The following is an 18,686-nucleotide window of genomic DNA, read 5'->3' on the forward strand; positions in this document are numbered from 1 at the left end:
GCATGATGTCCCAGGAACGGCCCCAGCCTAATTCGAGGGTCCGGTGACCTCCGGCGCCGTCATGCCGATCGTTCGCGTGGCGATCCTCGCGCACAGCCGGCTGACAGAAATTGCCCTGCCCGCCGAACTGCCGCTGCGCGAAATCCTGCCCGCGGTACAGCGATTGGTAGTCCCGGCGGCCCAGAACGGCGATGGTGGCGGCCCCGACGATGCAACGCGCGCCGGCGCGGTTTCCCATCTGAGCCTGGCACCCATCGGGGGAGCGCCGTTCAGTCTGGACGCCAGCCTGGACACCGTCGGAGTCGTCGACGGGGATCTGCTTGCGCTGCAGCCGGTTCCGACCGGCCCGGCTGCGCCCGGCATCGTCGAGGACATCGCCGACGCCGCGATGATCTTCTCGACATCCCGGCTCAAGCCCTGGGGCACAGCTCAGATCCAGCGCGCGGCGCTGGCCGCGGCGATCTTGGTTGCCTTCCTGGCCACCGGACTGGGAGTCGGTTACCGCGTGGCAACCGGCGGGCTGGCCGGACTTGTCGCGGTCAGCGTGATCGCCGCGGTGACGGCGATCGCCGGTCTGTTCGTCACGCTGCGTTCCGAACGCACCGGGATGGCACTGTCGATGGCAGCGCTGGTTCCCATTGGCGCCGCGTGCGAGTTGGCAGTACCCGGGAGGTTCGGGGCGGCACAGCTGGTGCTGGCCGCTGCCGGTGTCACCGCGTGGTCGTTGATCGTCCTGATGGTGCCGAGTACCGAGCGTGAGCGGATCGTCGGCTTTTTCACCGCGACCGCGGTGGTCGGGGCCGGGGTATTGTTGGCCGCCGGTGCTGAATTGCTCTGGCAACTACCGATACTGACCATCGGTGCCGGCCTGGTTGTGGTGGCTCTGCTGGTGACCATCGAGGCGCCGCAGCTTTCCGCGCTGTGGGCGCGCTTCCCGCTGCCGGTCATTCCGGCACCCGGTGACCCGACTCCGTCGGCGCCGGTGCTTCGGGTGCTCGAGGATCTGCCCCGGCGGGTGCGCATCGGCGACGCTCACCAGAGTGGTTTCATCGCCGGCGCCGTGCTGCTCGGTGTGCTGGGATCGGTGACGATCGCGTTGCGCCCCGAGTCGTTGAGCGGTTGGGGTTGGTACGTGGTGGCGGCAATCGCGGCCACTTCCGTCCTGCGTGCCCGCGTGTGGGATTCGGCCGCGTGCAAGGCGTGGCTGCTGGCTCAACCGTTTCTGGTTGCCGGTGCCCTGCTGGTGTTCTACGCGTCGACCGGACGTTTCCTCGCCGCGCTGATCGCGGCAGTGGTGCTCGTCGTGTTGGCGCTGGCGTGGGCCGTGGTGGCACTGAACCCGAGTATCGGCTCGCCGGAAACGTACTCGCTGCCGCTGCGCCGGCTGTTGGGCTTTGTCGCGACCGGTCTGGATGCTTCGCTGATTCCCGTCATCGCCTACCTGGTCGGTCTGTTCGCCTGGGTGCTCAATCGATGAATCGTGCCGGATTCGCCTGCCTGAGCGCGGTGCTGGTCTTTTCACAGGCCGTTATGCCGTGGGCCTGTCCGCCGGCGTCCGCGATCAGCCAGCCGGTGGTCGACCCGGGCGTGCAACCGCCCAGCGGAGCGGCCGGCCCGGTGCAGCCGATGGAGCAGCGCGGGCCCTGCAGCGTCACCGGTGTGATCGCCGGCAGCGATCCGGCGGCGGTGACACCCAGTCAGGCAATGCTGAACCTTCCTGCGGCATGGCAGTTTTCCCGCGGTGAGGGTCAGCTGGTGGCGGTGCTCGACACCGGAGTGCGGCCGGGGCCCCGGCTGCCCAATGTCGATGCCGGCGGCGATTTCGTCGAGACGACCGACGGCCTGACCGACTGCGACGGGCACGGCACGCTGGTGGCCGGCATCGTCGCCGGGCAGCCATCCGCTGAGGACGGCTTCTCCGGCGTCGCACCCGCGGCACGTGTGTTGTCCATCCGGACCGGGTCCGGCAAGTTCTCGCCGCGAACGCCGGGCGGCGATCCGGCAGTGGCGCGGGTCTCCCTCGCGGTCACGACGCTGGGCCGGGCGATCGTGCACGCTGCCGATCTCGGGGCTCGGGTGATCGACATCTCGGAAGTCACCTGCATGGCTGTCGATCGGCCTGTCGACCAGGCTGCACTCGGTGCGGCAATCCGCTACGCGGCGGTGGACAAGGACGCGGTGATCGTGGCGGCCGCGGGTAACACCGGGTCGACCGGATCGGTCGGCGGCGGAATGTCCTGTGAGTCAAACCCGCTCACCGATCTGAGCCGGCCGGATGATGCGCGCAACTGGGCCGGTGTCACATCGGTCTCCATTCCTTCGTGGTGGCAGCCGTACGTGCTGTCGGCAGCTTCCCTGGCACCGGATGGACAGCCGTCGAAATTCACCATGTCCGGTCCGTGGGTGGGAATCGCGGCCCCGGGCGAACACATTGTGTCGGTGAGCAATCGCGACGGCGGCGGACTGGCCAACGGCCTGCCCGACGATCATCAGCAACTCAGCGCGCTCAGCGGCACCAGCTACGCGGCCGGCTACGTGTCGGGTGTCGCAGCGCTGGTGCGCAGCAAGTACCCCAAGCTGGCCGCCGCCGAGGTGGTGCGCCGGATCACCGCGACCGCACACAACGGCGCCCGGGTGCAGTCCAACATCGTGGGCTCCGGCAGCGTCGACGCACTGGCAGCCCTGACTTGGGAACTGCCCGCTAGCACCGGGCCGGCCGGGACGCCGGCCAAACCAGTTGCCGTGCCTGCGGCACCGGCACCGAAAGACAACACCGGCCGAACCGTTGCGTTCGCCGGGACGGCCGCGCTGGCGTTGATCGTCGCGGCTGTTGGTGCCGCGGCAGCGATCGCCGCGCGTAGACGGAAGGAGACCACCTCGTGAGCTCGATCCCGATCCCGGGGAGCGCCCGAATCACCCTGGCCGCGTTGGCAATAGTGCCCGCAGCATTGGCCTACTCCTGGCACTCGAGTCGTGACTACTGGCTGCTCGGTATCGCCGGCGTCGCGCTGATCGTGTTGTTCGGCTGGTGGCGTGGATTGCATTTCACCACGATCCTGGGGCGCCGGCTTTCCATCATGAGCCGCCGTTCCAACCCAACCAGCGAGCCGGACACTCAATCACCGGTTGCCGCAAAGACAACCGCCTTGGTGCGGATCGGCCCGCCCACGGCCGACGGTGCGGTGTTCCCCCTGGAGCTGATCGCCGGCTACCTGGACCGCTACGGCATCCGCGCCGACAAGGTCCGTATCACTAGCCGCGACAACGCATCTGACGCTTCGCGACGCGAGACGTGGATAGGTATCACAGTGTCGGCGGCCGACAATCTGCCTGCTTTGCAGGCACGTTCGTCGCGCATCCCGCTGTATGAGACCGCCGAGGTCGCCGCGCGGCGGCTTGCCGACCACCTTCGGGAGATTGGATGGGAAGCCAACACGGTCGCAGCCGACGACGTGCCCCGCTGGCTGACGGCCAAAGCCCGCGAGACGTGGCGCGCGGTACAGCGCGGCACCTCGGATTATGTTGCGGCATACCAGATCACCGTCGACTCGGCGCTGCCCGAGACGCTGGAGGCCATCCGGTCGCAGTCCGCCCGCGAGACGTGCATAGCTCTCGAGATCGGCGGGCCGCGATCGGCAGACCAGAACACGGTCGCGGCCGCGTGTGCCTTCCTCGCCGACGGGCCGCCCGAAGGTGCGCCGCCGGTGGCCGGACTCATTCCGCAGCGCGGCAACCAAGGGCCGGCGCTGGCGGCACTGGATCTGTTGTCCACGCAACGCCTTGACGGACACACCGACGTACCTGCCGACTTGCTGGCGACGCTGGACTGGCCGACGCCGATCGCCGGAGCCCATCGGACGGCGCGAACAGAGGCGGCTAGTCCAGCATAAGACCCTGCAAGAAGCCGGTCATCCTGCGCAGATAGTCAAGCTGACTGATATGCAACACATGACTGCCGGGAAACCAGTGCAGCGCACAGTGATCCCAGTGCTCCCAGAGCATGACGGCTTGTCCCGGAGGCGCCATCCGGTCGGCGAGGCCGGTGATGATCATCCGCCGGTCCTTGGAAAGCAGCGGCTGGTAGTTCAGCGGGCAGTGGTAGGCCAGCCCGGCGTTCAGCTCGTCGCGGTTGATGCTGGACAACGCAAGTCCCAGGCCGACCAGCTTGTTGGCCGGGAACCACTGGTCGAACATCGTCGCCGGTGTGACGACCGGGCAGTTGGGGATGACGGCATCCAGCCGGTCGTCGACCGAGGCCACCAGCGCGGAGGTGTAGCCGCCCAGCGAAATACCAGTCAGTGCAATGCGGTCAACGCCGGTGTGGCGCAGATAGTCGATGATGGACCGGAAGTCGTGCGCGGCCTGGGCCATCGATTCGGCGAAGCCGCTGAGCCCGCCGGAAAAGTAGCCGAAACCACTGAAAGGCGAAAGCTTTTCGGCGCGCTGGCCGTGAAACGGCAACGTGTACAACAGGACGTCGTAGCCGGACCGGTAGTACCACGGCAACGAGAAGAAGCGGCCGTTGGCCAGATACGACGACCCCATGAAGCCGTGGATGACGCACAGCGTGGGCCGCGGACCGTCGTTGTGGCGCCAATGCTGAGCGCGCACGATGTTATTGGATCCCCAGGCATTCCAGCGCTGGCGCAGCGCGGGATTGATCGCCGTGAAGCTGCTGGGGAACGAGATGTTCTCGACGGTGCCGCGCGCGATCCAGTTCGCGAGCGGACCCGCCGGCCGCGACGATACCCGTGGCAGCTCGGTGGGAGCTGGAAACGACTTCGCCGGGTCACGGTCGGCCGCCAGCTCGGCGTAGAAGTTCAGGTTGCTGCGCTCGCTACTGGATTTGGTGTGGCGCAACGAGGTGGCGACAACGACCGGTGCCGCCGTCGCGGCCAGCAGCGACGACACCCAGGTGCGCAATGCGACGTCGCCGAGGGCGGAAGCCGCGACCACCCTGCGTTCGCGCGGCGACAGCTCCGAGAGCGGGGGCAATCCGTCGGCGCCGGGCGGCACATCGGCGCCTGGAACGTCAGGAACTGGAATGGGCGGATCGATGGGATCTGTGTCGGGCGCCACGAACGCCGATGCTATCCCGCCACGGTGGCAAATCCTGGGCGTTTTATGAGTTCCGATGCAGAATTCCGGGCCCACTCGGGGCGCGCGGGGGCACCATACGGTAATACGGTTTGGTCTAGATGGCCGAATGGCCGCGGTGTTGATCAGGAGGACCGACATGTGGGATCCAGACGTCTACCTGGCATTTGCAGACCATCGCAGCCGCCCGTTCTACGACTTGCTTTCGAGAGTGGGGGCCGAGCGGGCGCGCCGGGTCGTCGACCTGGGCTGCGGACCCGGCAACCTGACGAAGTACCTGGAGAAGCGCTGGCCGGGCTCGGTCATCGAGGCGATGGACACCTCGCCGGAGATGGTGGCAGCGGCCCGGGAACGTGGCATCGATGCCTCGGTCAGCGACTTGCGCGAGTGGAAGCCGAAACCCGACACCGACTTAGTGGTCAGCAATGCGGCCCTGCATTGGGTACCCGAGCATGCCGACCTGCTGGTCCGGTGGGCCGGCCAACTGCCGGATCGATCATGGATCGCGGTCCAGATTCCGGGTAACTTCGAAACTCCGTCGCATGCCGCGGTGCGGGCGGTCGCGCGCCGCGAACATTACGCAAAGACGCTGAAAGACATACCTTTCCGGGTGGGTGCGGTGGTCCAGCCGCCGGCGCATTACGCCAATTTGCTGATGGATGCGGGCTGCCGGGTCGATGCTTGGGAGACGACGTATCTGCACCAGCTGACCGGGGAACACCCAGTGCTGGAATGGATTACCGGTACCGCGCTGGTTCCGGTGCGTGAGCGGCTTGACGACGCGGGCTGGGAGAAGTTCCGCGAGGAGCTGATCCCGCTGCTGGACGACGCCTACCCGGCCCGCGCCGACGGCACGACGATCTTCCCGTTCCGGCGGGTGTTCATCGTCGCCGAGGTCGGCGGTGCCCGCCGCACCGACGGATAGGGTGCTTACTCCTCGACGCCGCGGTCGGCGGCGATCGCCGATCGGCTGGTCGGCGTCGTGTGATGGATTTGTAGATACGTTTCGGTATAACGCATCGCGATGCGGCTGCCGGCGAAGTCCGACGGAATCACGTCTCCGGTGCGCTGGCGCCAATCATTAAGGCGAACAGCCAGATCGGCGGCGATTGCGTCCATGCCCGAATCGCCCTCGGTCAGCAGATTGGTGGTCTCGGTGGGATCGGTTCGCAGATCGTAGAGTTCGCGTTCCGGCCGCGGCGACTTGACGAACGGCGCGACCGCCAAACCGGATGGGCTCTCCTCGATGTCCCAGGGCAGGTCCAGTAGCGGGCGTGGCACGTAGTTCTCGATGTAGCTGTATTCCTTTGTGCGGATTGCCCGAATCGGATCGAACGAGTCGTGATAGGTCTTCATCGTGTACACCTGCTCACGCACCGGATCGGCCGCGGTATCGGCCGCGATCAGGGCGTGGGCGTGCGAGATGCCCTCGATATCGGCCGGCGCGTCGAGGCCGAGCAATTCCAGCAACGTCGGGACTAGATCGACACCGCTGAACAGCTCGTCGTAGACCCGGGGTGGGATCGCCCGGCCGGTCGGCGGGCGGATCAACAGGGCGACGCCGGTTCCAGCGTCGTACAGCGTGGATTTCGCGCGCGGCAAGGCCGGGCCGTGATCGGTGAAGAACACCACCCAGGTGTTGGCATCCAGGCCGGTTTCGGTCAGCGTGTCGATAATCCGGCCAACCGCGGCGTCGGCCGTGGTGATGGCGCCGTAGAAGTCGGCGAGATCGCCGCGTACCTCCGGGGTGTCGGGCAGGTAATCGGGCAGCTCGACGGTCGCGCTGTCGGCCGGCTGGTAGCGGTCCCGCGGGTAGGGGCGGTGGGTTTCGAAAAATCCCGCGGTCAGCAAGAACGGTTGCTCACCGCGCTGCGGGGCGTCGTTGTGCAGCCAATCCTGGACTTTGTCCACCACGTAGTCGCAGTAGGAGTTTGACACGTCGAACTCGTCGAAGCCCAGGCGTTTCGGATAGGACGTCTCGTGTTGCATACCGAAAAGTGCTGAGTACCAGCCTGATTCAGAGAGTATCTGGGGCAGCGTGTGGACTCCGGCGCGGTATTCCCAGCCGTGATGGGCGAGGCCGACCAGCCCGTTGCTTTGCGGGTAGCGGCCGGTGAAGAACGACCCCCGCGACGGCGTGCACAGCGGCGCGGTGGCGTGGGCGCGGGTGAACAGGATGGAATCGGTGGCGAACTGGTCCAATCGCGGGCTGTCGACGTCCGGGTGACCGTAGGCGCCGAGGTAGCGCCCGAGATCGTGCCAGTGCACGATCAGTACATTGTCGCCCGTCACGGCCACCTCCCTACCATGCCTTGCCGACCGGCGACGATACCGCAGCCACTCCGACCCCCTTCGCCGAACGTGCTCTGAGGGCGGGTTTTCGGCGATTTCCCAGCCCGGAGCGCACGTTCGATGCGGGGTAGTGCCAGCTACGCGCGTGCGTCACACGGGCCGGGTGTCCGGCGGCTGAGACCATCGGTTTTCGGAGACGAACTCCGACAGGGGTCGTGCGTGGGTCCACCCGTCGAGCTCCAGCGCCGGCCGATCGGGAAACTCGGGCACTGGGCCCACGCACAGGATGGCCACCGGCTCGGCATCCGACGGCATGCCCAGCAGCTCGGCCAGCGGTTGCGGGTCGAACAGCGAGACCCAACCGACGCCAAGCCCTTCGGCCCGGGCGGCCAGCCACAGGTTCTGGATCGCGCAGGAGACCGACGCGAGATCCATCTGCGGTAGCGTGCGCCGGCCGAAGATGTGGACGTCGCGTTTGTCGGCCAGCGCCACCACGAGGAGCTCGGCGCACTCGAGTATGCCCTCGACCTTCAGTCGCAGGAATTCCCCGCCCCGCGGTCCCAGCGCTTGCGCGGTGCGTGGGCGTTCTTCGTCGACGAGGGCATGGATGTCGCGGCGCACCGCGTTGTCGGTGATCCGGATGAAACGCCACGGCTGCATCAGCCCGACGCTGGGCGCGGCGTGCGCGGCCTGCAGCAAGCGGGCCAGCACCTCTTCGGACACCGCGCTGCCGGGCACGAACCGGCGCATGTCCCGCCGTTCGGCGATCACCCGATAGACGACGCGGCGGTCTTGTGGGCTGAACGCGTGTTCGCTCACAGCGCCATCGGGGGACTCGCCGGGGGAGAATGGCATTAGCGTCAAATCTATCAACGGCAAGCCAAGGGAGCGTGCAGTGAAGTATTCCGACGTGCTCAACCAGCTGCCCATCGACCGCGGCGCCCGGCGCGTCTACGGCGAGCCCTACGAGACCGCCGACGGCGTCACTGTGATCCTGGCGGAAAGGCCACTCGGCGTCTTCGTCATCCACCAGGGCAAGGCGACCTGGGTGCCCGCCGTCGACGCGAATCGCGTCGCACTGATCGGAGTGCTCACCGGCCTGCTCGCGGCGGTCATCGGCAGCCTGGCCGTGCTCCGGCAGCCGCCGTGGCCGCGGATGACGATCACGGAGAATAGGTAACGCCGACCGCCCGGACGACGCAGTCCGGCGTCATGTCAAAAGTCAACGATCGCAGCGGCAGTCCGCTCAGCACATCTGCCGGGATAGCGGCCTTGTACTGCAGCGAGAGCTCGCCGCTGAACCTCTCGTCAACCTGCGCGACGTCGACGTTGACCTCCAGCCCCTCCGACGCGATCTCGGCTGTGGCCGCGCCGGCCTGTGCCGCGTCCCAGGGCACGTCGACGGTGACGCCGGCCAGCTTCGGCAGCATCGACAGCGTGGCGAGCACCCGTTGCCGGGTGAGCACCAGCGAGCCGGTGTAGTAGGCGACGCTGTGCGGCAACCGCACACCCGGGATGACGCCGCCGAACCGCCTGGTCACCGCGACAAAATCGGCAAGATAGAGCAGGCCCTCCGCCTCGACCTGAGCATGCAGATCGTCGGGTAGCTTGCCGATGCCGAGCAACCTGCGGACAAAGACCGCCATGACGCCAGTATGACGCGGAACCGGGAGGGGGTCACCAATCCGTCTGGTGCTCCTGGTATCGCTTAGGGATGACCCGCAGCCGGACCGCCATGGCCGTTTACCTCGCTGTGCTGGCCGTGGTGGTCTACGTGTTGATGTGGGTGGGCTACTCCCGAAATTGGGGCTGGCTGCATTGGATCGATTGGTCGTCGCTGAACGCCTCGCACGACGTCGCGGTCAAGCATCCGGCGTGGGTGCGGTTCTGGGATGCGGTGTCGTTCTGGCTGGGGCCGGACCCACTGCGGCTGCTGGACACGGTGGCGGCGGTGGTGGCGTTGCTGCGACGCAACGTCCGCGCGGCGCTGCTGTTGGTGGCTTGCGGCATGCTGAACGGGTTTGTGTCGCTGGCGGCCAAGGGGCTGGCGAATCGTCCGCGACCGTCGACCATGCTGGTGCCCGTGCCCCAGACGTCGTTTCCGTCGGGGCACGCGTTCGAGACGATGGCCGGCTGGCTCGCGCTGCTGGCCTTCGTGGTGCCAATGATGAGCTGGGCGATGCGTCGCGCCGCAATCGCGGTGGGCGCGCTCTGCGTGGTGTTGGTCGGGATCTCGCGGGTCACGTTGAACGTGCATTACCCGTCCGACGTGGTGGCCGGCTGGGCGCTGGGATATCTGTATGTGTTGGTGTGCTTGGCGGTGCTTCGGCCTAAGCCCGTGGCGCGCTGGGTCTTTCATTGGTCACAGCGCCGTGACCCAACCGGGGCTAAAGCTTGACTTGACCCTGAGGTTGGCGTCACCTGACGATGGAGTGTATGCACCGATTGCTAGCTCCGCTGTGCGCTATAGCGTGCTTCGTTTGGGTATCGCTTGTGCTCGCACCAATGGGAAGTGCCGCCCCGGCAGTCACCTCGGCCGGGACTCCGTGGTTTGCGAACGCGGTTGGCAATGCCACACAGGTGGTTTCGGTCGTCAGCACCGGCGGCTCGAACGCGACAATGGACATCTACCAACGCTCCGCCGCCGGTTGGCAGGCGCTGCGCACCGGCGTTCCGACGCATGTCGGCTCGGCGGGCATGGCGCCGCAGGCGCGCAGTGGCGTTCCCGCCACGCCGATGGGCGTTTACAGCCTCGACTCCGCATTCGGCACAGCGCCGAATCCCGGTACCGGGCTGCAATACACCCAAGTCTCCGGATCCAACTACTGGTGGAGCGGCGACGACCACAGCCCCACCTTCAACTCGATGCAGGTGTGCCAGAAGGCGCAGTGCCCGTTCAACACGGCTGACAGCGAGAACCTGCAGATCCCGCAGTACAAGCACGCGGTCGTGATGGGCGTCAACAAGAACAAGACCCCGGGCGGCGGTGCCGCGTTCTTCTTCCACACCACCGACGGCCAGCCCACCGAGGGTTGCGTTGCGGTCGACGATGCTCAGCTTGTGTCGATCATGAAATGGCTGCGGCCCGGCGCAGTCATCGCGATCACCAACAAATAGCTATCAACTGGCGCCCGCGATGGCGCGACCGGGCTTGAGCGTGAAGTTCATGCCCTCCAACGACATTGTGGCGTCGTAGGTTCGGTCGTAGCCGGTGCCGCTGATCTTCCAGCCGCCGTCGGTGCGCCGGTAGGTGTCGCGGTAGAAGGCCGCACCGATCAGCATGAAATTGAGCTCGGCGAGCATCACGCGGTCCTGTAGATACCAACTGCCCGTTGCGGTGTCGCCGTCGACGGTGATGTCGGGATGGGTGACGCGGTGTTCGGTGATGACGTTCGCGGGCAGCGAGGTGCGCATGAACTCGACCAAGTCGGCACGGTTGGTGAAGTGCAACTCGTTACCGATCGACGGCCCGTAGTCGGCCTTGATGTCCTCGGCCATGGTGTCGGTGAAGTCGTCCCAGTGCTTGGTGTCCAGTGCGCGCAGATAGCGGTATTTGACTTGCTTGATGGCTTCGATGTCGGCCAGATCGTCGAGGGTCATCTCGTCATTGCAGCACACGGGTGACCATGTCGATCAGGGCCCGTCGCTCCAGGCTCCAATCGATGGCCGTTCCGGTGACCATCTGGGCCAGCACCACACCCCGCAGTGTGGACCAAATCACCTCGGCCACACCGGCATTCGCTGGATCCGTAGTGATCAGCCGGCCGAGCTGGGCGATCGCGGAGTTCATTTCGAGCAGGTGCCGTCGCGACGACTGGCCCAGGCTGCCGCGGGTGGCTCGCAGGATCTCGAAGGCGGCCATCGACGTCGGGCTGCTGTAGCAACTCCATGCAGTGTCGATGACGACCTCGATGCGCTGTTGCGGCGGTAACGTGCTGACGTCTGCCGACGACAGGCTCTCGATCAGTCTGTCCACTCCATCGTCGACAACGGCCATCAGCAGGCCGTTGCGATCCCCGAAGTGGTATTGGATGACACCCCAGGTGACGCCGGCACGTTCGGCCACGTGCTTGGCGGTGGCGGCGGCGAAACCCTCCTCCTGGATGCAGCGGACCGTCTCGTCGATGATCTTCGCCCGGGTGTCGTCGCCACGCTTGCGCGGCGCACTGGTACGCCGGGTCGGACTGACGGAGCGCCCGGGTGTCTGGCCTGCAGCAATGGACATTGTTGACTTTATAACATAGACAGATCTATTTTTGTAGCGTGAGCAGCCCCTCGCGCTACGCGCAGTTGTCCCGTGCAGAGCTGGCCGTCCTGGTACCCGAGCTACTGCTGATCGGCCAGCTGATCGACCGATCCGGGATGGCCTGGTGTATTTCCTCGTTCGGTCGCGAGGAGATGGTGCAGATCGCCATCGAGGAATGGGCGGGCGCCAGCCCCATTTACACCAGGCGCATGCAGCAAGCGCTCAACTACGTGGGCAATGATGTGCCCACCATCTTCAAGGGCCTGCAGCTCGACATCGGCGCCCCACCGCAATTCATGGATTTCCGCTACACCGTGCACGACCGATGGAATGGCGAATTCCACCTCGACCACTGCGGCGCCCTGCTCGACGTGGAGCCGATGGGCGAGCAGTACGTGTTCGGGATGTGCCACACCATCGAGGATCCGACTTTCGACGCCACCGCGATAGCGACCAACGCGCGCGCTCAGGTGCGACCGCTGCACCGGCCGCCGCGGACCCCGGCGGACCGGAAGCCGCACTGTGCGTGGACCGTCATCATCGACGAGTCCTATCCCGAAGCCCAAAGCATCCCGGCCCTGCACATCGTTGGCCAAACCCGGGCTGCGACATGGGAACTCGATGCCATCGACCGCTCGGACGAGGGGCAGGCGGATTACTCGGGTCCGTTGCTCTCCGATTTCGACTTTGCCGCCTTCTCGCATTCGGCCCTGGTCCGGATGGCCGACGAGGTCTGCCTGCAGATGCACCTGCTCTATCTGTCGTTCGCGATCGCGGTGCGAGCGCGTGCCGCCGACGAGGCCGAAGCTCTCGGGGTCTGCACCCGCGGCCTGATCGGCATCGCGGGCCTGGCCGCCGAACGCATTCACCACGCCCTGAAACTTCCCGGAGGGATCCAAGGAGTGTGCCGCGTCCTCGAGCTGCATCCGCTGCTGAATCCCGTGGGCTACGTTGCCGCAGAGGTGGAGTCGAACCGCCTGCACGTCACGCCGTCGCCGGCGCACGACGACGCTTCGTGGATCTCGTTGTGCTCACCCCGAACCGTTGCGCCGCTACAAGCGATCGCCACTGCGGTGGAACCCCACATCGAAGTCCGAGTTAGCGGAACGGCCACCGACTGGACTGCGGAGCTGATCGAAACTGACACGCGCGCCGAGGAACTGCCAGAGGTTTCCGTGGTCAGAGTCAGCGGCGGGGCGACATTCCAGTTCGAACCGAGGCGTTCGCTGCCGCTCACCGTGGTCTGATACGCGGCTTTTTGTCAAGGGGTCTGCGGTACCACTTCGATGACGCAACCGCATCGAGCGGATACCAATGGCATTGCGAAGCATCGGCTTTGCGCGTGTCCGCGGCTATCGTTAACGCTGGCCACCGACCCCTATAGACGGAAGTATTCGCTCTATGTACGACCCACTTGGGTTGTCGATCGGAACCACGAACCTGGTCGCAGCGCGTAGCGAAAGCCCGCCGGTTTCACGTCGTGCGGTGCTGACGCTGTACCCGCACTGCGCGCCGAAAGTTGGTCTCCCCGACGAGAATCCGAACCTTACTGAGCCCGGCATGTTGATGAGCGGGTTCGTCGACCGCGTCGGCGACTCGGTAGCGCTGGTGTCCGGCGACGGCTCCGCGCACGACCCCGACCTGTTGATGGTCGAGGCACTGGACGCGATGGTGTTGGCAGCAGGTGCTGACGCGGGTTCCTCGGAGATCTCGATCGCCGTCCCGTCGTACTGGAAACCCGCTACTACACAGGCATTACGCAACGGATTGCGGACACATCTGGGCTTCGTCCGAAGCGGTATGGCACCGCGCCTGGTGTCGGATGCGATCGCATCGTTGACCGCGGCTAACGCCGAGCTGTGCCTTGCCGCAACCGGTGTCGTCGGATTGCTTGATTTCGGCGGCTCAGGCACGTCAGTGACCCTGGTTGACCTCGCGGGTGATTTCAAACCGATCAGCGCCACAATGCGTTACACCGACTTCTCCGGTGACGAGATCGACCAGGCGCTGTTGCTCTGCGTATTCGAGGAGCTGGGGCACGGCAGCGGCATCGACCCGGCCAGCACCGCCGCGGTCGGGCAGCTCGCCAGGCTGCGCGAGCAGTGCCGTACCGCCAAAGAGCAGTTATCCACCGAGCGAACAACGGAATTCGCGGCAGAACTCGGCGGTCGCCGGGCCACCATGAAGTTCAGCCGTGACGAGCTGGGCGACCTGATCCAGGACCGGCTTACCGGACTCATCTACGCGTTCGACGATATGTTGTGCCGGCACCGCAAGGGCTGGCCCGATCTTTCCGCGGTAATCACTGTCGGCGGCGGTGCCAGCATTCCTCTTGTAAACGAACGACTTTCGGTGCACTGCCGCCGACCGGTCATGTCGCCGTCGCTACCCGCATCCGCGGCCGCTGCCGGCGCGCTGTTGCTGGCCGCGCGCGGTGAAGAAGTCGACCTGCGCACCCGCACGTCTGTCGGCTTGCTTGCCGCGTCTTCGGGCAGCGACGTCATCGAACTGCCCGCCGGTGACCTGTTGGTGATCGACCAGGAAGCCCTCACCGATCGCGAGTTGGCCTGGTCGCAAACCGAATACCCCGGAGATATCCGGGTGCCTTACACACCGGAGGCGTTCGACGAAGAAAGTAATCCCGGTGGCTGGTCGATGCGCTTGAACGTGATCGACGCACCCCGGGGACGGGCATGGCGGCGAGTGCGGCTGTCGCAGTTGGTCGTCGGGATGTTCGCCCTGGTCGCCATGACCGCGGTCGGCGGTGTCGCATACACGTTGACGGGGATTGAAAACCGCCAGGCTCCTCCGGCGCCCTCCGTCGCACCGATGCCGCTGCCACCGGTCAGCTCGCTGGTGCCCAGTCCGGCTCCGCCGCCTCCGACGGCGGTGCCGCCGCCGCCGACTGCCGCGCCGATTCCCAGCTCGGTGCCGCCGCCACCACCACCGCCTCCGTCGCCACCGCCACCGCCCCCGCCGGTAGTGGTGACCACGCAGCCGCCGCCGGTCTACACCACACACCGTCCGCCGCCACCACCACCTCAGACGACGACTCCTCCGCCGCCGCCCACGACGGCAATGACGACTCCGACCACCGAGCCGCCTCCGCCGCCGCCCACGACGACACCGACCACCACGACGACGGTGCCGATGACCACACAGTGGATCCACGTTCCGCTGCTGCCGGTGCCGATCCCGATCCAGGTGCCGGCGACTCAGGCGCCCGCGAACCCGGCTCCGCAGTATCCGGCCCAGCAATATCCCGGGGAGTACCCGGGTGGCGGATATCCGGGTGGCGGATATCCCGGCGGCGGGTACTCGCAGAACCCATTCTTGGGGCCCGGCTACTAGCGGGTGCGGTTCGGCCGCGAGCAAACTTCGTGGCGGATCGCCGCGCGCGGGCGCACACTGGGCTTAACGCTACGAGCTGCAAGGAGGCCACGTGGGCGAGCATGGAGCGTTCGGATTTGATCCCGAGGAGTTCGATCGGGTGATCAGGGAGGGCGGCGAGGGGCTGCGCGACGTGTTCCAGCGGATCAGCAGGTTCGCGGTCGCTCCAGGCGCCGGGACGGGCTGGTCGGCGTTTTTCGACGACTTGGCACGGCGGCCCCGCTCCGGACCGGAAACCGCCGGTGAGGCCGGCGACGGCGTCTGGGCGATCTACACCCTGGACGCCACGGGTGGTGCCCACGTCGAACAGGTATACCCGAGCGAGCTCGACGCGTTGCGGGCTAACAAGAACAATGTCGATCCGAAGCGCAAGGTGCGTTTCCTGCCGTATGGCATCGCGGTCGGCGTGCTCGACGACGATTCGGACGAGCAAACTTAGTGGCCTTTTCGGGCGTTCCCACCAGCAGGGATAACGCCTAGGGTTTCAAACGTGACGCCAGCATCGCCGGTGTGCCAGGTGTGCGGCTCTGTGCCGCGTCAAGGCGCGCGCTTCTGCGATTCCTGCGGCGCCCCGCTGGCACCCAACGTCGAGACGGCCGAATACAAGCAGGTGACCGTTCTCTTCGCGGACGTGGTGCGGTCGATGGACATCGCCGCGTCGTTGGGCCCCGAGCGGCTGCGCGAGGTGATGACCGAGCTGGTCAATCAGTCGGCATCGGTGGTCCAGCGCTACGGCGGCACCGTCGACAAGTTCACCGGCGACGGCATCATGGCGCTTTTCGGCGCACCAATCACCTTGGAGGATCACGCTTTTCGTGCGTGCCTGGCGGCCCTCGGCATTCAGGAGGTGGTCCGCCAGCTGGCAGTCGAGGTGGGCCGCCGCGACGGGATCGACCTTCGCTTGCGGGTCGGGCTGAATTCGGGCCAGGTGATCGCCGGCGAGGTCGCGACCCACCTCGGGTACACCGCAGTCGGGGAACAGGTGGGCATGGCCCAGCGGATGGAATCGGTGGCACCGCCCGGCGGTGTCATGCTCAGCGAGTCGACAGCACGGCTCGTCGAGGACCGAACCGTGCTGGGCGAGCCTGAGACCGTGCACATCAAGGGTTTCGCCACTACCGTGCCGGCCCGGCGCCTGCTGGCCGCCGACGGTGAACACCGCAAGCCGCGCCGTCAGTCCCGTCTCGTCGGGCGGCAGCGGGAGAAGGACGCCGTCGCGCAACTGCTGGAACAGGCCAGCCGCGGTGCGGGAACCGTGATCACGGTGACCGGCCGCCCGGGCGTGGGCAAGACCCGGCTGGTCCGCGAGTCGTTAGCCGCAGCGCGCAATGCTGGATTCGAGGTGTCCTTCACCTATTGCGAATCCCACACCCGCGAGATTCCATTCCACGTGATCTCCCGGCTGCTGCGCGCGGTCTTCGGTCTCGGCGGACTCACCCTCGAAGTGGCGCGGGCGCGGGTGCGCACCGAAATCCCGGGGGCGGGTGTCGAGGATCTGGTGCTGCTCGACGACTTGCTCGGCATCCGGGACCCCGATATGCCGTGCCCGGATATCACCCCGGATGCCCGCCGTCGCCGGCTGGTCGACCTGATCAACACCATTTCGCTGGCCCGGCCCGAGTCCGCGATCTACGTCATCGATGATGCCCAGTGGATCGACAGCGTGAGCGAATCGCTGCTCGCCGAATTCGCGGCGGCGATACCCGGGATGCAGGCGACGCTGCTCGTCGCCTATCGGCCCGAATACTCGGGGCCGCTGTCCCGGATCCCGGGCGCTCATTCGTTCGCCCTTGAACCACTGGGTAATTCGTACATCACCGAACTGATCAACGAGCTGCTGGGGGCCGACCCTTCGGTGGCAGGATTGTCGACGGTGATTGCCGACCGGGCTGGCGGGCTGCCGTTCGCCGCCGAGGAGATCGTGCGTGACCTCGCCGAGCGGGGCGAGCTCGAGGGCGCGCCGGGCGCCTACGTGTGTGTGCGCGAAGTGCGCAGAATCCATGTTCCGGCCAGCCTGCAGGGCATCATCGGGGCGCGCATCGATCGGCTCAATGCCACGGCGAAGCGCACCCTGAACGCCGCCGCCGTCATCGGCGCGCAGTTCGACACCGAATTGCTGAAATGTCTGTTCGGAGCCGTCGATGTGGCCCCACTGGTCCAGGCGGCACTGGTCGAACAGGTCGGCTTCACACCACACGCGACGTACGCCTTCTGCCATCCGCTCATTCAGGCGGTGGCCTATGAATCGCAATTGAAGGCCGGCAGAGCGGAACTGCATCGCCGGGTGGCTGCGGTATTGCAGCGCACCTACGGCGAATTCACTGGCCAGGAGGCCTCGATCGTCGCCACGCAGTACGCGGCGGCCGGGGATTTGCGTCAAGCCTATGAGTGGTACATGCAGGCCGGGACCTGGTATGGCGGACGTGATATCCGCGCGGCCCGGGCCAGTTGGCAACAGGCCGAGCGGTTCGCGGACCGGCTCCCCGACGATCACCCAGACCGGCCAGCTATGCGCATCGCGCCGCGAGCCCTGCTGTGCGGCAGTGTGTTTCAGGTTGGCGGCACGCCCGACGAGACTGGTTTCGACGAATTGCGTGCTCTAACCACGCAGGGCGGCGACAAGAGGTCATTGGCCGTCGGCATGGCGGGCCATCTCACCACGCTGACGTTCAACTCCCAGCACCGGGAGGCGGCCGCCATGGCGATGGAGTTCGCCACGCTCGTCGAGTCGATCGGCGACCCGGCGATGACAGCCGGGCTGTTCTATGCCGCCGCCCAGGCCAAGTGGGAGGTCGGTGAGGCGACCGAATGCCTGCAGCTGGCGCAACGGATCATCGATGTCGCACACGGCGATCCCACCATGGGCAACTTCGTGATCGGCTCCCCGCTAGCCTGGGCGATCACGTTAAAGGGCGCTGCCGGAATGTTTTTGGGCCGGCCGGGCTGGCGGCAGGACCTCGAGGAGGGCATCGCACTGGCCCGCTCGTTCGACCCGACCACCCATCCGTTCGCGCAGCTGTACAAATATGCGGCCGCGGTGCAGAACGGCGGGTTGCTGCCTACGGCCGAAGACGTGGCGCAGACAGCCGAGTCACTGGACATCGCCCAACGTTCCGGCGACAACGCCGCATTGGCGTACGCACTGGTGAATCGGGCCACCGCGCTGATCCACGGCACTGAGGAAGGCGCAGCGGAAGGCTTCGAATATCTGGCCAAGGCTCGCGAGATATTCGTCGACGAGAAGCTGATCGTGGCGATCCGGCGAATGACCGACGTCGAAATCGCCTGTGGGCGTGCCCGATCCGGTGATGTGGACGGCGCGATCGACTTGGTCTCCCGGGTGCTCAACGCGCAGTTCGACGCCGGGACGATGATGTTCCGGGGCCCCGCCACCACCGCGCTTGTCGAGACATTGCTAGCGCGCGGCGGCCCCGGCGATATCGAGGCCGCGCAGCGCGCGATCGACAGACTCGAGGACGTCCCGACCGAACCGGGGTTCGTGCTACACGAAATTCCGGTGCTACGGCTGCGCGCGCTACTGGCCCGAGTCCATGGCGACGAGACCGGCTATCGGCAATACCTGCAACACTTTCGGGCTAGGGCGCGAGACGCTCAGTTCGAGGGCTATCTGGCGCTGGCCGACGCGATGGACAGCGACTGA

The 18,686-nt window shown here is 66.5% G+C and carries 17 protein-coding genes; 11 read left to right on the forward strand and 6 right to left on the reverse strand.

All coding sequences use genetic code 11. From position 1 onward, the window contains the following. Positions 1-61 precede the first annotated feature (61 nt). The 3 genes from eccD to eccE are packed head-to-tail and all read left to right on the forward strand — an operon-like array spanning position 62 to position 3,890. On the forward strand, positions 62-1,477 hold the full coding sequence (gene eccD / locus DB708_RS12370) for a type VII secretion integral membrane protein EccD (protein ID WP_108922294.1): 1,416 nt from the start codon (positions 62-64) through the stop codon (positions 1,475-1,477). Next, the gene (gene mycP / locus DB708_RS12375; RefSeq protein WP_108922184.1) at positions 1,474-2,883 is read left to right on the forward strand and encodes a type VII secretion-associated serine protease mycosin; all 1,410 of its coding nucleotides are present in this window, start codon (positions 1,474-1,476) and stop codon (positions 2,881-2,883) included. The genes eccD and mycP overlap by 4 nt, the downstream gene beginning before the upstream one ends. Beyond that, positions 2,880-3,890, forward strand: coding sequence for a type VII secretion protein EccE (eccE, locus tag DB708_RS12380; RefSeq protein ID WP_108922185.1), 1,011 nt, complete (start codon positions 2,880-2,882; stop codon positions 3,888-3,890). Before mycP ends, eccE begins: the two co-directional genes overlap by 4 nt. Here the strand turns inward: eccE and DB708_RS12385 are convergent. Beyond that, positions 3,877-5,079, reverse strand: coding sequence for an alpha/beta hydrolase family protein (locus DB708_RS12385; protein WP_235616737.1), 1,203 nt, complete (start codon positions 5,077-5,079; stop codon positions 3,877-3,879). The genes eccE and DB708_RS12385 overlap by 14 nt on opposite strands. A gap of 157 nt (positions 5,080-5,236) precedes the next feature. Between DB708_RS12385 and DB708_RS12390 the strand changes: the two genes are divergently transcribed. After that, a complete protein-coding gene (locus tag DB708_RS12390; protein WP_108922295.1) occupies positions 5,237-6,022 on the forward strand; it encodes a trans-aconitate 2-methyltransferase in 786 nt (261 codons plus the stop codon). A 5-nt stretch (positions 6,023-6,027) separates the two neighbouring features. Here the strand turns inward: DB708_RS12390 and DB708_RS12395 are convergent, their stop codons facing one another. Together DB708_RS12395 and bluB are read right to left on the reverse strand one after the other, a co-directional pair. Further along, positions 6,028-7,389: a sulfatase family protein gene (locus DB708_RS12395; protein ID WP_409347591.1), complete on the reverse strand. Its 1,362-nt coding sequence runs from the start codon at positions 7,387-7,389 to the stop codon at positions 6,028-6,030. Positions 7,390-7,539: 150 nt separating this feature from the next. Beyond that, positions 7,540-8,244 (reverse strand): 5,6-dimethylbenzimidazole synthase, encoded by a 705-nt coding sequence (gene bluB, locus DB708_RS12400; protein ID WP_108922188.1) that lies wholly within the window; start codon positions 8,242-8,244, stop codon positions 7,540-7,542. 40 nt (positions 8,245-8,284) lie between these two features. Between bluB and DB708_RS12405 the strand changes: the two genes are divergently transcribed. Continuing rightward, positions 8,285-8,569 (forward strand): hypothetical protein, encoded by a 285-nt coding sequence (locus tag DB708_RS12405; protein ID WP_108922189.1) that lies wholly within the window; start codon positions 8,285-8,287, stop codon positions 8,567-8,569. On the opposite strand, the gene DB708_RS12410 is transcribed toward DB708_RS12405, so the two are convergent. Continuing rightward, a complete protein-coding gene (locus tag DB708_RS12410; protein ID WP_108922190.1) occupies positions 8,553-9,035 on the reverse strand; it encodes a hypothetical protein in 483 nt (160 codons plus the stop codon). The genes DB708_RS12405 and DB708_RS12410 overlap by 17 nt on opposite strands. 68 nt (positions 9,036-9,103) lie before the next feature. Between DB708_RS12410 and DB708_RS12415 the strand changes: the two genes are divergently transcribed. Both DB708_RS12415 and DB708_RS12420 read left to right on the forward strand, forming a co-directional pair. Then, positions 9,104-9,787, forward strand: a complete 684-nt coding sequence (locus DB708_RS12415; RefSeq protein ID WP_108922191.1) for a phosphatase PAP2 family protein — start codon at positions 9,104-9,106, stop codon at positions 9,785-9,787. Positions 9,788-9,825: 38 nt separating this feature from the next. Then, a complete protein-coding gene (locus DB708_RS12420) occupies positions 9,826-10,506 on the forward strand; it encodes a L,D-transpeptidase family protein (RefSeq protein WP_108922192.1) in 681 nt (226 codons plus the stop codon). Between the two features lie 3 nt (positions 10,507-10,509). On the opposite strand, the gene DB708_RS12425 is transcribed toward DB708_RS12420, so the two are convergent. Next, positions 10,510-10,989 carry a nuclear transport factor 2 family protein gene (locus tag DB708_RS12425; protein ID WP_201263501.1) on the reverse strand — a complete coding sequence of 160 codons (480 nt, stop codon included), beginning with the start codon at positions 10,987-10,989 and terminating at the stop codon, positions 10,510-10,512. Between the two features lie 4 nt (positions 10,990-10,993). Continuing rightward, positions 10,994-11,614, reverse strand: a complete 621-nt coding sequence (locus DB708_RS12430) for a TetR/AcrR family transcriptional regulator (RefSeq protein WP_108922194.1) — start codon at positions 11,612-11,614, stop codon at positions 10,994-10,996. Positions 11,615-11,652: 38 nt separating this feature from the next. Between DB708_RS12430 and DB708_RS12435 the strand changes: the two genes are divergently transcribed. The 4 genes from DB708_RS12435 to DB708_RS12450 all read left to right on the forward strand — a co-directional run bounded on the left by DB708_RS12435 (position 11,653) and on the right by DB708_RS12450 (position 18,686). Further along, on the forward strand, positions 11,653-12,882 hold the full coding sequence (locus DB708_RS12435; RefSeq protein ID WP_108922195.1) for a hypothetical protein: 1,230 nt from the start codon (positions 11,653-11,655) through the stop codon (positions 12,880-12,882). Between the two features lie 154 nt (positions 12,883-13,036). Next, positions 13,037-14,986, forward strand: a complete 1,950-nt coding sequence (locus DB708_RS12440) for an Hsp70 family protein (protein WP_108922196.1) — start codon at positions 13,037-13,039, stop codon at positions 14,984-14,986. 91 nt (positions 14,987-15,077) lie between these two features. Next, positions 15,078-15,464, forward strand: a complete 387-nt coding sequence (locus DB708_RS12445) for a hypothetical protein (RefSeq protein ID WP_108922197.1) — start codon at positions 15,078-15,080, stop codon at positions 15,462-15,464. A 51-nt stretch (positions 15,465-15,515) separates the two neighbouring features. Next, positions 15,516-18,686, forward strand: a complete 3,171-nt coding sequence (locus tag DB708_RS12450; RefSeq protein WP_261859486.1) for an ATP-binding protein — start codon at positions 15,516-15,518, stop codon at positions 18,684-18,686.

Source organism: Mycobacterium montefiorense (assembly GCF_003112775.1).
Classification (GTDB): domain Bacteria; phylum Actinomycetota; class Actinomycetes; order Mycobacteriales; family Mycobacteriaceae; genus Mycobacterium; species Mycobacterium montefiorense.

Bases quoted from the DNA above. Each gene is read 5' to 3' on its own strand.
- eccD (WP_108922294.1), top strand. From the start codon at position 62: ATGCCGATCGTTCGCGTGGCGATCCTCGCGCACAGCCGGCTGACAGAA.
- mycP (WP_108922184.1), top strand. From the start codon at position 1,474: ATGAATCGTGCCGGATTCGCCTGCCTGAGCGCGGTGCTGGTCTTTTCA.
- DB708_RS12390 (WP_108922295.1), top strand. From the start codon at position 5,237: ATGTGGGATCCAGACGTCTACCTGGCATTTGCAGACCATCGCAGCCGC.
- bluB (WP_108922188.1), bottom strand. From the start codon at position 8,244: ATGCCATTCTCCCCCGGCGAGTCCCCCGATGGCGCTGTGAGCGAACAC.
- DB708_RS12410 (WP_108922190.1), bottom strand. From the start codon at position 9,035: ATGGCGGTCTTTGTCCGCAGGTTGCTCGGCATCGGCAAGCTACCCGAC.
- DB708_RS12415 (WP_108922191.1), top strand. From the start codon at position 9,104: ATGACCCGCAGCCGGACCGCCATGGCCGTTTACCTCGCTGTGCTGGCC.
- DB708_RS12420 (WP_108922192.1), top strand. From the start codon at position 9,826: ATGCACCGATTGCTAGCTCCGCTGTGCGCTATAGCGTGCTTCGTTTGG.
- DB708_RS12425 (WP_201263501.1), bottom strand. From the start codon at position 10,989: ATGACCCTCGACGATCTGGCCGACATCGAAGCCATCAAGCAAGTCAAA.
- DB708_RS12430 (WP_108922194.1), bottom strand. From the start codon at position 11,614: ATGTCCATTGCTGCAGGCCAGACACCCGGGCGCTCCGTCAGTCCGACC.
- DB708_RS12440 (WP_108922196.1), top strand. From the start codon at position 13,037: ATGTACGACCCACTTGGGTTGTCGATCGGAACCACGAACCTGGTCGCA.